The organism is Streptomyces niger, from assembly GCF_000718305.1.
GTDB lineage: Bacteria > Actinomycetota > Actinomycetes > Streptomycetales > Streptomycetaceae > Streptomyces > Streptomyces niger.
On sequence record NZ_JOFQ01000004.1, the window covers coordinates 1 to 13,186 of the forward strand.

Genomic DNA, 13,186 nt, shown 5'->3' on the forward strand with positions numbered 1-13,186 from the left:
CTTCAACGACCGCAGGGTACGGACCATCGCATCGAAGGAGCGCCAGTCGCGGGCCGCCTTGCCCGTACCGCCGTAGACCACCAGCTTGTCCGGGTGCTCCGCCACCTCCGGGTCCAGGTTGTTCTGCAGCATCCGCAGGGCGGCCTCCTGCTGCCACCCCCGGGCGCTCAGTTCCGTTCCACGCGGTGCTCGCACGGGTCGCGGTCCTGACATGCCCTGCCTCCTGCCCTCGGCGGTGCCCAGCACCAGCCGGTACTGGATCGATGTATTCACATATTGGCTTGCATGAATAGAGCTAGTCAATGGCGCCCATGGCGGAGCGGCACGGCGGGGCGGAAGCCGGCGGAAGTGTCCGGAACTCTGTGCCCCGGCGGAGTGTGCGAATCAGTCACTCGATCCGGTCATCCGACAGCACGCATCGGTCGTTCCTCGGCGCACTCTGTCCCACCAGGGCAGTTGTCGACGGAAGTGCCCATACTCCCCGCTTCGTCCGGCCCAGTACGTAATCTCGCGGCCACAGCAGCACATTTGGGCGCCGCACACCGTAGCGGGGAGAGGAGTCCGCGTGCCCGGGATCGACAAGTGCCTGCTCCACGTCATGGAGCTGCCGGGCGCCCGCGGGGCCGCCGTGGTGGACTGGACCAGCGGGCTCGCGCTCGGCACGGTCGGGGAGCCGTCCGGGGGCGATTTCGAGACCACCGCCGCCGAGACGGCCGAGCTGGCCCGGATGGCCGCCGAGCACGCGGCGTTCGCGCCGGACCCCGCCGACCGCCCGGACAAGGAGCCGCCCGTCCAGGACCTGATCGTCAGCACCTGTACGGGCTTCCACATCATGCGGTTCGTCGAGACCACTTTCGACAGCAGCGTCTTCCTCCACCTCTGGCTGGACCGCGACACGGGCAATCTGGCGCTGGCCCGTATCCGGCTGCAGAGCATCGCCGAGCGGCTGGTGTTCTGATGAAGGCGGCCGTCTCCCCGATGCTCGTCCGGCTGGCGGACGAGCGGGCCACCGGCGTCCTGATCCGCGAGCGCGGCGCGCTCTACCTCGTCGACGGCCAGGTCGTGCACGCCGAGAGTCCGGCGGCGCCCGGGATCGACGACCTGCTGGTCGCCGGCGGCCGGCTGCCGCGGGCGGGCTGGGAGGAGGCGATCGCCCGGGCCGGCGCCCGCCACATGGTGGGCCGCTTCCTGGTCGACAGCGGCCGGCTCGCCGACGGCGAACTGGAGATCTGCCACCTGGGGGCGCTGTTCGACGCCGCCTTCTTCACCCTGGCGCCGAGCAGCGGGCCGACCCGCTTCCGCTACGGCGTCTCGCACTGGATCGGCCCGGTCCGGCCGGTGTCCGCCGCGATCGTGGCACGCGAGTCCGCGCGCCGCCGTGCGCTGCTGGCCGCCATCTGGCCGTACCCGGACATCGACAGCGCGCCCGTCGTGCCGCGCGCCCCGACCGCCGGCCGGCGGATACCCGGGCGGCAGCGCCGCGTGCTGAGCCTCGCCGACGGCGTCCGCACCCCTGAAGCCATCGCCCGGGCGCTGGGCCGCCCGGCCTTCCACACCCTGATCGACGTGCGGCGGCTGGCCGCGAACGGGCTCGTGGAGACCCCTACGGTCCCCACACCACCGCCCGCTCTCCCGGCTCCCCTCCCGCCCTTCGGGCAGTACGCCGATCCGGACATCTCTCTGCTCCGCCGGCTCCGTGACGCTCTGGAGGAAAGTCTGTGACGCACGACACGAACCCTTGGGCCGCCCGTTCGCCCTCATGAGGCGCGCTCAGCGGCAGCGCGCCGAGAGGAGACAGCTGATGACGACGGAAGCCGACGCGCTCGGCGAACTGATCAGACTGCGCGCCCGCGTGCCGCAGCTGACCGGCGCCCTCGCGGCCAGCACCGACGGTCTCGTACTGGCCCATGACACCGCCGGTGCCGAAGCGGAGAGCGTCGCGGCACTCACCGCGGCGGCGCTCGGCGTCGCCCTGCGACTGGCCGAAGCGACCGGCCAGGGGGACTTCCGGGAGCTGCTGGTACGCGGCGAGGAGGGCTACGTCGCGACCTATGCGGCGGGCTCGGCGGCCGTCCTGACGCTGCTCGCCGAGCCGCGCATCAACGTCGGCCGACTCCATCTGGAAGCCCGCCGGTCCAGTGCGCGCATCGGCGAAGTGGTCGACAGCGCTCTGGAACGTCTGGAGAACACCTGACCCATGACCGCCACACCACGAAAATCCACCCGACGGAAAGGAAGTGTGCCTCTCATGGCCAACACCGAAGCCGCACTCAAAGAAGCGATGACCTCGATCGAGGGCGTGCTCGGCGTCGCCCTCGTCGACTACTCCAGCGGCATGGCCCTGGGCACCATCGGCGGCAGCAAGGACCTCGACCTGTCGATCGCCTCGGCAGGCAACACCGACGTGGTCCGCGCCAAAGTACGCACCATGGAGCAGCTCGGCCTCAAGGACGAGATCGAGGACATCCTCATCACGCTCGGCACGCAGTACCACCTCATCCGGCTGCTCAAGGGCCGGTCCAACAACGGTCTGTTCCTCTATCTCGCGCTGGACAAGGACCGCTCGAATCTGGCGATGGCCCGCCATCAGCTGAAGAAGGTCGAAGGACAGCTGGACGTGTGACCGCACGGAACGGCGGCGGCCCGGGAACGGGGCTCACTCCACGAAGAGCCCCCGGGCCGCCGCTCGCGTGTCGAACGCCTCCAGGCTGGCCTGGGCATCGGGCAGCGCATCGCACATGGCCTCCAACAACACCCGGCCGAGGAGCATGGGGGCGCAGACCGTGTCGAAGGCGAGCCCGGTGCCGACCGCTGCGGGCAGCATGAGGTCGGTGTGGCGGGCGACCGGCGCGAAGGCGCTGTCCGCGACGGTGACCACGGTCAGCCCGGCCGACTTGGCGTACTCCAGCGCGTCGAGCACCTCGCGGGGGTGGCGGGGCAGCGCGAAGCAGAGCAGGACGGTGGCGCCTGCGCGCACCGCCCCGTCGATCCGGTCCGCGAGCATCGAGCCGCCCTCGTCCAGCAGCCGCACGTCGGGGTGGACCTTGCGCGCGAAGTAGGCGAACCCGGCGGCCTGCGCGACCGCGGCGCGCAGGCCCAGCACCGGCAGCACGGGGGACGCGGCGAACAGCCGGCCGGCCTCCTCGACGGGCCCGGGGTCGGCGAGCGCCGCCGCCAGCTCCTGGAGGTTGCTGATCTCCTCCTGGACGGCCTGCTGGTATTCGTTCAGGGAGTCGACGGCGGCCGCGCCGCGGTCGGGGGTGACGTCCCGCAGGTGGCGGCGGAGCGCCGGGTAGCCGTCGAAGCCGAGGGCGACCGCGAAACGGGTCACCGAGGGCTGGCTGACCCCGGCCAGCTCGGCCAGCTCGACACTGGAGAGGAAGGGCGCGTCGGCGGCCCGGCGCACCATACAGTGCGCGATCCGGCGCTGGGTCGGCGTGAGCCGGTGCCCCTCGAAGAGCTTCTGCAGCCGCGCCGCCGCGCCGGCGGCCCCCTCGGTGGCGCCCTCGCCCCCGTTGTCCGCGCTCATCGTGTCCTCTCGGTCCGCTCCCCGGCGTGTGGGGCCCGACTCTACGTAATTCCGGGCCCGGCCCGTCGGGCCGAGGCCGCTACCAGCGTCTTCGCTCCAGACTATTGCATTTTCATTCACTTGCGATTGATGCTGAATGAATTCATGCAGCGAGAGAGGGACGGGCCATGGCCGGAGTGGTGGAACAACGCTCGATCGATGTCGTACCGGATGCCGAACGGCACGGCACCGCCGTCAGTCAGTTCACCCTCTGGCTGGGCGCCAACCTGCAGATCACCGCGGTGGTCACCGGCGCGCTGGCCGTCGTCTTCGGCGCGAACGCCTTCTGGTCGCTGCTCGGCCTGCTGCTCGGCAACCTGCTGGGCGGCGCGGTGATGGCGCTGCACTCGGCGCAGGGGCCGCGGCTCGGCCTGCCGCAGATGATCTCCTCACGGGCCCAGTTCGGCGTGCGCGGCGCCGTCGTCCCGCTCGCCCTGGTCATCGTCATGTACATCGGCTTCTTCGCCAGCGGTACCGTGCTCGCCGGGCAGGCGGTGGGCCATCTGACGCACCTCGGCGACACCACCGGCATCATCGCGTTCGCCGCGATCACCGCCTTCGCGGCGGCCGTCGGCTACCGCCTCATCCACGCCCTCGGCCGGATCGCCGGGCTGGTGTGCGCGGTGGCCTTCGTCTACCTCGGCGTCCGCCTGCTGGAGCGGACCGACCTGGCGGCCCTGCTGCACGACCGCGCCTTCGACTTCCCGGTCTTCCTGCTGGCCGTCTCGCTCTCCGCGTCCTGGCAGCTGGCCTTCGGCCCGTACGTCGCGGACTACTCGCGCTACCTCCCGCGCCATACCTCGGCCCGCGCGACGTTCTGGTGGACGCTGTCCGGCTCGGTGCTCGGCTCGCAGTGGTCGATGACGTTCGGCGCGCTGGCGGCGGCCGCGGCCCCGGCCGCCTTCGTCGGCCACGAGGTGTCCTACATCGTCGGGCTGGGCGGCGTGGGCCTGATGGCCTCGGTGCTGTACTTCGTGATCGCCCTCGGCAAGCTGACGATCAACGTCCTGAACACCTACGGCAGCTTCATGTCGATGGTGACCAGCATCAGCGGCTTCCGCGGGCAGCCGAAGCTCTCGCCGCGCGCCCGCAGCCTCTACTTCGCCGGGATCATGGTCGTCGGCAGCGCGGTGGCCCTGCTCGGCAAGGACTCCTTCCTGACCTCCTTCAAGGACTTCCTGCTCTTCCTGCTGACGTTCTTCACGCCCTGGTCGGCGATCAACCTGGTCGACTACTACCTGATCTCCAAGGAGCGGTACGACATCCCGGCCCTCAGCGACCCGGCCGGCCGCTACGGCGCCTGGAACGGCAAGGCGCTGCTGGTCTACGGCATCGGCCTGGTCGCCCAGCTGCCGTTCCTGGCCACGCACTTCTACACCGGGCCGCTGGTCGCCCCGCTGGGCGGCGCGGACATCTCCTGGCTCATCGGCCTCGTGGTGCCGGCCGCGCTGTACTGGCTCGCCGCGCGCCGGGACACCGACCGGATTCCGGCCGCGGATACGGGGGTTGTCCCTACTGCCGAGGCGGCGCCGCGCTCGTAGCCTTCGAGCATGGCGACTGGCGACCCGGAGCTGAGGAAAGAACTCGACGCGACGCTGCACGCGCGCAAGGAGCTCGGCCCGGACTACGAGGCCGAGCTGCTGGACTCCTTCGTGGAGAAGCTCGACCGCACAGTGGAGCAGCAGGTGCGGCGCAGGCTGGCGGAGCGGCAGTTGCAGGTGGCCCGGGGGACGCACCCGCCGCAGCAGGGCCTGCCGAGCGGCTTCGGCGAGCGCTTCGGCTTCGCCGCGACCTCGCTGGTGCTGGCCGTGCCGCTGTCCGCGATCGGCGCGGTCAACGCCGGGCTGGCCGGCCTGCTGGTGACCTGGGTCGGCATCGTCGGCGTGAACGTGGCCCAGGCGAGCCACGCCTTCGGGCGCTCCCGCCGCGAGCGGGCGGCCCGCGACGACGACTGACCGAGGTCCGGCCGCGCGAGGGGAAGTCTTGCGGGGACCGCCGCACCCCGGCTGGTGCCGGGGGCGGGACGACGGCGGTCCCCGCGGGGGACGCGGACCGGGTCAGGGCCGGTCGGACGCGTCCTGGCGATCGGGAGGTCCGGGAGCCGCTCCGGAGTTCCTGTTCGCCGCACTGACCAATCTGCCCGAGCAGTGTTAAGTCCGTGCTGCGTCCGCGTGACACATACGTACACCTTGCGTCGACCGGGCTTTTCCTTACGGACACTTGATGCCCCGTCGCCCCCCGTACCCCGCTGACCTGCGGCTCCCCTCCCGTACGGGTACGGTCAGCGCGCCCCGCGGGCCAGGAAGGCCAGCAGGTCCTGCCGGCTGACGACCCCGGTCGGCTTGCCCTCCACCAACACGATCGCGGCGTCCGCGCCTTCGAGGACGGCCATCAGGTCGGCGACCGGCTCGCCCGCGCCGACCTGCGGCAGCGGCGCGGACATGTGCTTCTCCAGCGGGTCGCCGAGCGAGGCCCGCTGCGCGAACAGCGCGTCCAGCAGTTCGCGCTCCACCACCGAACCGATGACCTCGGCGGCCATCACGTCCGGGTGCCCGGCGCCCGGCTTCACGATCGGCATCTGCGAGACGCCGTACTCGCGCAGCACCTCGATGGCCTGGCCGACGGTCTCCTCGGGGTGCATGTGCACCAGTTCGGGGATGCCGCCGTGCTTGTTGTGCATGACGTCGGCGACCCGCTCGGTGTCCCCGGTCTCCAGGAATCCGTAGTCGTTCATCCAGTCGTCATTGAAGATCTTGGAGAGGTAGCCGCGGCCGCTGTCCGGCAGCAGGACCACCACCACGTCGTCCGGGCCGAGCCGCTCGGCGACCTTCAGCGCGCCCACCACGGCCATCCCGCAGGAGCCGCCGACCAGCAGGCCTTCCTCCTTGGCGAGGCGCCGGGTCATCTGGAAAGCGTCCTTGTCGGACACCGCGACGATCTCGTCGGCGACGGTGCGGTCATAGGCGGTGGGCCAGAAGTCCTCGCCGACGCCCTCGATCAGATACGGGCGGCCGGTGCCGCCGCTGTAGACGGAGCCCTCCGGGTCGGCCCCGATGACCTTGACCTTGCCGTCACTGGCTTCCTTCAAGTAGCGCCCGGTCCCACTGATGGTGCCGCCGGTGCCCACGCCCGCCACGAAATGCGTGATTCGGCCGTCGGTCTGCTCCCACAGTTCGGGCCCCGTCGACTCGTAGTGCGAGCGCGGGTTGTCCGGATTGCTGTACTGGTCCGGCTTCCAGGCGCCGGGCGTCTCGCGTACCAGCCTGTCGGAGACGTTGTAGTACGAATCGGGGTGCTCGGGGTCGACGGCCGTCGGGCAGACCACGACCTCGGCGCCGTACGCACGCAGCACATTGATCTTGTCGGTCGACACCTTGTCCGGGCAGACGAAGATGCACTTGTAGCCCTTCTGCTGGGCCACGATCGCCAGCCCGACGCCGGTGTTCCCCGAGGTCGGCTCCACGATCGTGCCGCCCGGTTGCAAGGCTCCGGACCGCTCGGCGGCCTCGATCATCCGCACGGCGATCCGGTCCTTCACGGATCCGCCCGGATTGAAGTACTCGACCTTGGCGAGGACGGTGGCCCGTACGCCATCGGTGACGTTCTTGAGCCTCACAAGCGGGGTGTTGCCCACGAGGTCAATCATCGATTCATAAACCTGCACGGTGGTCTCCGCGGTAAGGGGCGCGCTGTCCTGCGCCCGTCCGGCCAGCCTATTGCGCTCACCCCTGGAGGGCGGGTGCGTTGCGACGAGCGCCCCGCGGGGCAAGACGTTCTTGACACGAGTTTCGCGAGTCCGCGGGGCGCGCGCCGGGTTTCGCTCCCGTTGCGCCCCCGTGCACGCACTGCGGGGAGGTGCCCGGCCGATGCCGATGACGATGTCCAGGGCGAGAGTGGCACGCCGGATCGCCACGGCTGCCGCGGTCGGCAGCGGAGGCATCGGGCTGCTCGGCGTCGCCGCGGTGGGCCTGCTGCTCACCGAGGTGCGGCTCGCGCGGCGTACGGTCGGCGGCTCCAGCGAGCTGCCGCCGCCCGCCGACGGCCGCTACGGCGCCGCCCTCTGGTACCGCACCGACCGGCCCGCGCTGCGGCTCGGCTTCCTCGGCGACTCCACGGCGGCCGGACAGGGCGTCACCCGGCCCCGCCAGACCCCCGGGGCGCTGCTGGCCTCCGGTCTGGCCGCGGTCGCGGAGCGCCCGGTCGACCTGCGCAACGTCGCGCTGCCCGGCGCGCAGTCCGACGACCTGGAGCGGCAGGTGACGCTGCTGCTGGCGGAGGGTCCCGCGCCGGACGTCTGCGTGATCATGATCGGCGCGAACGACGTCACGCACCGCATGCCGTTCGCCACCTCCGTCCGCATGCTTTCGGAGGCGGTGGCCCGGCTGCGCACGGCGGGCAGCGAGGTGGTGGTGGGCACCTGCCCCGACCTCGGCTCGGTGGAGCCGGTGTACCAGCCGCTGCGCTGGGTGGCCCGGCGGCTGAGCAGGCAGCTGGCCGCCGCGCAGACCATCGGCGTGGTGGAGAACGGCGGGCGGACGGTGTCGCTGGGCGACCTGCTCGGCCCGGAGTTCGAGGCGAATCCGCGCGAGCTGTTCAGCGCGGACAACTACCACCCCTCGGCCGAGGGGTACGCCACCGCTGCCATGGCCGTGCTGCCCACGCTGTGCGCGGCGCTCGGCCTGTGGCCGGAGGAGGAGAGCCCGGAGCCGGAGCGGCGCGAGAGCTTCCTGCCGGTCGCCGAGGCGGCGGCGCAGGCGGCGTCCGAGGGCGGTACGGAGGTCACCGGCAGCCGGGCGCCGTGGGCGCTGCTCAAGCACCGCAGGCGGCACCGGATCGCGGTGCACGACGCGGAGGCCGCGGCGGCGGAGGCCGAGGAAGAGGCGACGTCGTAGCGGCGGCGCGGAGGCGGCGCCGGGCCGGGCGGGTGGCGCCGCCCCCTTGCGCGCAACATGCCGGATGGGTGAGCATCCGCTCAGTACGGAGGTAAGCAGCCGCTTAGAAAAGAGGCCCGCATCACAGCGCAGGAATCGTGACCTTCGCTGTACGCGCAGGTAGCTTCCCTTAAAGTCCTGATCTTCTCTCGTCTGGAGCCGCGTGATGCCCGAAGCCGTGATCGTCTCTGCCGCCCGCTCCCCGATCGGCCGCGCCTTCAAGGGCTCGCTGAAGGACGTGCGCCCGGACGACCTGACCGCCGAGATCATCAAGGCCGCACTGGCCAAGGTCCCCGAGCTGGACCCGAAGGACATCGACGACCTGATGCTCGGCTGCGGCCTGCCCGGCGGCGAGCAGGGCAACAACCTGGGCCGCATCGTGGCCGTGCAGATGGGCATGGACCACCTGCCCGGCTGCACCGTCACCCGGTACTGCTCCTCGTCCCTGCAGACCTCCCGCATGGCGCTGCACGCCATCAAGGCGGGCGAGGGCGACGTCTTCATCTCGGCCGGCGTGGAGACCGTCTCCCGCTTCGCCAAGGGCAACTCCGACAGCCTGCCGGACACCCACAACCCGCTCTTCGCCGACGCCGAGGCGCGCACCGCTGCGGTCGCCGAGCAGGAGGGCACCACCTGGCACGACCCGCGCGAGGACGGCCTGGTCCCCGACCCGTACATCGCGATGGGCCAGACCGCGGAGAACCTCGCCCGGCTCAAGGGCGTCACCCGCCAGGACATGGACGAGTTCGGCGTACGGTCCCAGAACCTCGCCGAGCAGGCCATCAAGAACGGCTTCTGGGAGCGGGAGATCACCCCGGTCACCACTCCGGACGGCACGGTCGTCAGCAAGGACGACGGCCCGCGCCCGGGCGTGACGCTGGAGGGCGTCCAGGGCCTCAAGCCGGTCTTCCGCCCCGACGGCCTGGTCACGGCCGGCAACTGCTGCCCGCTCAACGACGGCGCGGCCGCGCTCGTGATCATGTCCGACACCAAGGCGCGCGAGCTGGGCCTGACGCCGCTGGCCCGGATCGTCTCCACCGGCGTCTCCGGCCTCTCCCCCGAGATCATGGGCCTGGGCCCGGTCGAGGCGTCGAAGCAGGCGCTGCGCCGTGCGGGCCTGTCCATCGGCGACATCGACCTGGTCGAGATCAACGAGGCGTTCGCCGCGCAGGTCATCCCGTCCTACCGGGACCTGGGCATCGACCTCGACAAGCTGAACGTCAACGGCGGCGCGATCGCCGTCGGCCACCCCTTCGGCATGACCGGCGCCCGCATCACCGGCACCCTGATCAACTCCCTGCAGTGGCACGACAAGCAGTTCGGCCTGGAGACCATGTGCGTCGGCGGCGGCCAGGGCATGGCGATGGTCATCGAGCGGCTGAGCTGAGCCGTAGCGGAGGGTAGGGGTCGGGCGCGAGGAACGAGTGCCCGGCACCTGCCCGCAGCGCAGGCGAAGCTCAGCGCGACCATGAGCACGCGCGGCTGAGCTGAGCCGTAGCGGAGGGTAGGGGTCGGGCGCGAGGAACGAGTGCCCGGCACCTGCCCGCAGCGCAGGCGAAGCTCACCCTTGGTGACCCCCGTCACCTGGTGACAGGATCGTTGCGTTAACTCCCCCAGGATTGTGATGAATGCCCTGGGGGACTCGCGTTTCCCCAGGTCGAACGGGGGTCACTCGAACGTACGAGGCCCAAGGGCACCAGCATTTGGGGACATAGCGCACTGCAAACGGTCGCCGACCCCCGGCAGGCTGAGGTAGGAAGTCGGGGGGACATTCTGCTACCGGGAGTACGCCAGTGACCGCCATCACCATCGCCCTGCTGCCGGCCGCGGCCATCGCCGTGGCACTGGGAGCGGCCTCCCTGCACACCGCTCGCACCGTGCGCCGCGAGGTCGCCGGGCTGCGGGCCGAACTCCGTGCCGCCCGCGAGGAGGGCGCCGCGGCCCTCGCCGCCATTCCCGCCGCCCGCCCGGCACCCGCCGCCGAGACGCCGCTGGAGGACATACGTGCCGCGGTGGCCGACGCGCTGGCCGAGGAGCGGGAGCGGGAGCTCGCCGAGGCCCGCGCCTTCTGGGCCGCCCAGGAGGCCCGGGACGCCACCGACTCGCCCTCGCTCATGACCGGCCTCACCGCACCGGGCGAGGAGACCGCGCCCGGCGACGGGTTCGACCGCTTCTACCTGCCGCGGCAGGCCGACTTCGCGGGCCTGGACCCGGACGTGCTGGGCTCCGAGCCGCTGTTCGGCATGGACGAGGTCGACCTGGAGCCGGTGGAGGCGCCGACCGACGGGGCCGTCGACGAGACCGAGTCCGCCGAGCTGGCCGCCGCGCGCCGGCGCCACCCCTCGCACCCGGACTTCTCCCCCTCGCCCGCCATCGGCGACCACGAGCGCACCGTGGCGCGCCTGGAGGAGCTGGCCGAGGACCGTACGCCGCTGGCCGACGTCCGGCCGGGCCCGCTGGGCACCCTGGACGTCTACGTCTTCGCCGACGGCACGACCGTCTGCATGACGCCCGGCCACCGCGAGACGGCCGAGCGGGTCGCCGAGGCGCTCCGCGAAGGGCACACCACGGTCCTGCTCGGCGGCTCGGGCGTCTCCGGCGCGTACGCACTGACCTTCGCCTGGGGCGAGGGCCGCGACGACAGCGTCTACGTCCTCGCCGACCGGGTCATCGCCTCCCTCTGAGGCGCCCGCCGGCCGGGCCACCGCTTCTCCGCCGAGGCGCCCCCGCCGACCGGGCCACCGCCTTCCTCCGAGGCATCCTGCCGAGCGGATTCTGCGCCTCCCCCGAGGCGGTCCGCGACCGGCGCCGGCCGCCGCAGCGGCGGCCCTTCCGCACGGACCGGGCCCAGCACCCGCCCGGTCCGGGACCGCTCAGCAGCGCGCGGCGGTCCCCCGTACCTCTGCCACGGCCTGTGCCACGTCCTCGGCACGGGCCGTTTCCGCGTCCCGCAACGCGTACGCCAAGTCATGACCGGCCACCGCCACTTGGTCGCCGACGGCGAACAGCCCGGCGTCCGGCAGCTCGCGCGGCGCGGCGTCCGGCTCCTCCAGGCGCTGCGCACGCAGTGCGAACTCCCTGGCGAGGGCGAGCCCTTCGGCGGCGGCGCCCCGCGCGAGGGCGCTCTGCGGGAGGGCCCGGAGCCGGTCGGCGAGGGCGTCCACGGCGGACAGCAAAGGCATCACGTCAAGCACGGCGTGAGCCTATGCGCCACTCCCGGGTGGTTGCCAACACCGGAACGCTCAGGCACGGTGTGCTGAAGGACCAGCATCGAATGCGTCCGGAGGCGCCGATGTCCCAAGTCTTCTCCGAAGAGACCCACCGGAACCTGCTCTCCCGTATTCCCCATTGCACCGGCCGCGAAGTCTCCGAGTGGCTTCGCACCGTCGAGGAAGGCCCCGCTCTCTTCCGCTTCGAGGAGAAGGTCAGTTGGCTCCGGGGCGCGCACAACCTCGCCTACGGACACGCCAAGGCGATCGTGCACGAGTACGACCTGCGGCGCGCGGCCCGGAAGTTGTTCTAGCGGACGTTCCCGAGTACGGCCCGGTCCCGTGACCGGACCGCGCCGGAAACCCGAAGGGCCCGCGGGAGGCGTACCTCCCACGGGCCCTTCGCCGTGTCCGGGTGCCCTACGGCACCGGATCCGGCAGGCGTCAATCGTTGCCGTTGAGGATGGCGACCAGGCGCAGCATCTCCAGGTAGATCCACACCAGCGTCATGGTGAGGCCGAAGGCCGCGAGCCAGGACTCCTCGCGCGGCGCGCCGTAGGCGATGCCGTCCTCGACCTGCTTGAAGTCCAGGGCGAGGAAGAGCGCGCCGAGCAGCACGCCGGCGATGCCGAAGACGACACCCAGGCCACCGGCGCGGAAGCCCAGGCCCTCACCGCCGCCGAACGCCATGAACAGCAGGTTGACCACCTGCAGCAGCAGGAAGCCCATGGCGGCGATGAGCACGAAGCGGGTGAACCGCGCGGTCACCCGCACGATGCGGGTCTTGTAGGCGACGAGCATCACGACGAAGACCGCCATGGTGCCCAGCACCGCCTGCATGGGCGCGCCGGGGGCCACCCACTGGTTGATCGCGTTGCTGATCGCGCCGAGGAAGAGGCCCTCGAAGGCCGCGTACGCCAGGATCAGCGCCGGCGACGGCTTGCGCTTGAACGACTGGACCAGGCCGAGCACCATCGCCACGAGCGCGGCACCGATGGCCAGGCCCAGGGGGAGCTCCATGATCCATGCCACGGCGGCGCCGACGACGACCGTGCCGAGCGTGAGGCCCGTACGGACGACGACGTCGTCCATCGTCATCGGGCGGGTCTGCGGGACGTACGGCGGGGCCTGGGTCGCGTCCTGCTGACCCTGGGCGTACGGGTTACCGCCCGCGTACGGGTTCGCGTCCGCGTAGGGCGCCTGTCCGGCGTAGGGGTTATTCCCCGCGTAAGGGTTGGCGGCGCCCCCGGCCTGCGGCGGCGCATTGAAGCCGGCGTAGCCGTTTCGGCTGAACCCCCGTCGCGAGAAGACCGGGTTGCTGCTCCTCATCTCACTCCTCCGTGGCCGCCCTGCGCGGCCTTGGCCTCAAGGGTAATGGCTTGGCAAAGCCACGTCCCTACTCCTCAAGCAGGATCTTCTCGCGAATTCCCTCCTCGCTGTGGTGCAGGACCGGGCTCCGGAGCATCTGCCCGACGGGC

General features: G+C 71.6%; 14 protein-coding genes and 1 pseudogene. 10 read left to right on the forward strand and 5 right to left on the reverse strand.

What is annotated here, in order from left to right:
- A pseudogene (locus tag IF20_RS37530) lies at nucleotides 1–213 on the reverse strand (urocanate hydratase); the annotation flags it as partial.
- Between the two features lie 352 nt (nucleotides 214–565).
- Between IF20_RS37530 and IF20_RS08880 the strand changes: the two are divergent.
- From IF20_RS08880 to IF20_RS08895, 4 genes are all read left to right on the forward strand, one after another.
- Nucleotides 566–958 carry a roadblock/LC7 domain-containing protein gene (locus IF20_RS08880; RefSeq protein ID WP_052864547.1) on the forward strand — a complete coding sequence of 131 codons (393 nt, stop codon included), beginning with the start codon at nucleotides 566–568 and terminating at the stop codon, nucleotides 956–958.
- Nucleotides 958–1,722, forward strand: coding sequence for a hypothetical protein (locus IF20_RS08885; protein WP_052864549.1), 765 nt, complete (start codon nucleotides 958–960; stop codon nucleotides 1,720–1,722). Before IF20_RS08880 ends, IF20_RS08885 begins: the two co-directional genes overlap by 1 nt.
- A 79-nt stretch (nucleotides 1,723–1,801) precedes the next feature.
- Nucleotides 1,802–2,194, forward strand: a complete 393-nt coding sequence (locus IF20_RS08890; protein ID WP_052864551.1) for a roadblock/LC7 domain-containing protein — start codon at nucleotides 1,802–1,804, stop codon at nucleotides 2,192–2,194.
- Between the two features lie 54 nt (nucleotides 2,195–2,248).
- Nucleotides 2,249–2,623: a hypothetical protein gene (locus IF20_RS08895; protein WP_052864552.1), complete on the forward strand. Its 375-nt coding sequence runs from the start codon at nucleotides 2,249–2,251 to the stop codon at nucleotides 2,621–2,623.
- A gap of 33 nt (nucleotides 2,624–2,656) precedes the next feature.
- Here the strand turns inward: IF20_RS08895 and IF20_RS08900 are convergent, their stop codons facing one another.
- On the reverse strand, nucleotides 2,657–3,529 hold the full coding sequence (locus IF20_RS08900; protein WP_052864554.1) for a MurR/RpiR family transcriptional regulator: 873 nt from the start codon (nucleotides 3,527–3,529) through the stop codon (nucleotides 2,657–2,659).
- A 167-nt stretch (nucleotides 3,530–3,696) separates the two neighbouring features.
- Here IF20_RS08900 and IF20_RS08905 point away from each other — a divergent pair, with 167 nt between their 5' ends.
- Nucleotides 3,697–5,109, forward strand: coding sequence for a purine-cytosine permease family protein (locus IF20_RS08905; protein WP_052864556.1), 1,413 nt, complete (start codon nucleotides 3,697–3,699; stop codon nucleotides 5,107–5,109).
- Nucleotides 5,110–5,118: 9 nt separating this feature from the next.
- The gene (locus IF20_RS08910; RefSeq protein ID WP_052864557.1) at nucleotides 5,119–5,523 is read left to right on the forward strand and encodes a hypothetical protein; all 405 of its coding nucleotides are present in this window, start codon (nucleotides 5,119–5,121) and stop codon (nucleotides 5,521–5,523) included.
- Nucleotides 5,524–5,849: 326 nt separating this feature from the next.
- Here the strand turns inward: IF20_RS08910 and IF20_RS08915 are convergent, their stop codons facing one another.
- Nucleotides 5,850–7,232 carry a cystathionine beta-synthase gene (locus tag IF20_RS08915; protein ID WP_052864559.1) on the reverse strand — a complete coding sequence of 461 codons (1,383 nt, stop codon included), beginning with the start codon at nucleotides 7,230–7,232 and terminating at the stop codon, nucleotides 5,850–5,852.
- Between the two features lie 202 nt (nucleotides 7,233–7,434).
- Here IF20_RS08915 and IF20_RS08920 point away from each other — a divergent pair, with 202 nt between their 5' ends.
- From IF20_RS08920 to IF20_RS08930, 3 genes are all read left to right on the forward strand, one after another.
- Nucleotides 7,435–8,460 (forward strand): SGNH/GDSL hydrolase family protein, encoded by a 1,026-nt coding sequence (locus IF20_RS08920; RefSeq protein WP_110944005.1) that lies wholly within the window; start codon nucleotides 7,435–7,437, stop codon nucleotides 8,458–8,460.
- Nucleotides 8,461–8,665: 205 nt separating this feature from the next.
- Complete coding sequence (locus tag IF20_RS08925; protein ID WP_052864563.1) at nucleotides 8,666–9,886, forward strand: acetyl-CoA C-acetyltransferase; 1,221 nt, start codon at nucleotides 8,666–8,668, stop codon at nucleotides 9,884–9,886.
- Nucleotides 9,887–10,292: 406 nt separating this feature from the next.
- Nucleotides 10,293–11,183 carry a hypothetical protein gene (locus tag IF20_RS08930; protein WP_052864564.1) on the forward strand — a complete coding sequence of 297 codons (891 nt, stop codon included), beginning with the start codon at nucleotides 10,293–10,295 and terminating at the stop codon, nucleotides 11,181–11,183.
- A gap of 189 nt (nucleotides 11,184–11,372) precedes the next feature.
- On the opposite strand, the gene IF20_RS08935 is transcribed toward IF20_RS08930, so the two are convergent.
- The gene (locus tag IF20_RS08935) at nucleotides 11,373–11,693 is read right to left on the reverse strand and encodes a hypothetical protein (protein ID WP_052864565.1); all 321 of its coding nucleotides are present in this window, start codon (nucleotides 11,691–11,693) and stop codon (nucleotides 11,373–11,375) included.
- Between the two features lie 98 nt (nucleotides 11,694–11,791).
- On the opposite strand from IF20_RS08935, the gene IF20_RS08940 reads away from it, so the two are divergent.
- Entirely contained in the window at nucleotides 11,792–12,022 is a 231-nt protein-coding gene (locus IF20_RS08940; RefSeq protein ID WP_030617501.1) for a DUF4287 domain-containing protein, read from the forward strand.
- 130 nt (nucleotides 12,023–12,152) lie between these two features.
- On the opposite strand, the gene IF20_RS08945 is transcribed toward IF20_RS08940, so the two are convergent.
- Complete coding sequence (locus IF20_RS08945; protein WP_052864566.1) at nucleotides 12,153–13,037, reverse strand: Bax inhibitor-1/YccA family protein; 885 nt, start codon at nucleotides 13,035–13,037, stop codon at nucleotides 12,153–12,155.
- Between the last annotated feature and the right edge of the window lie 149 nt (nucleotides 13,038–13,186).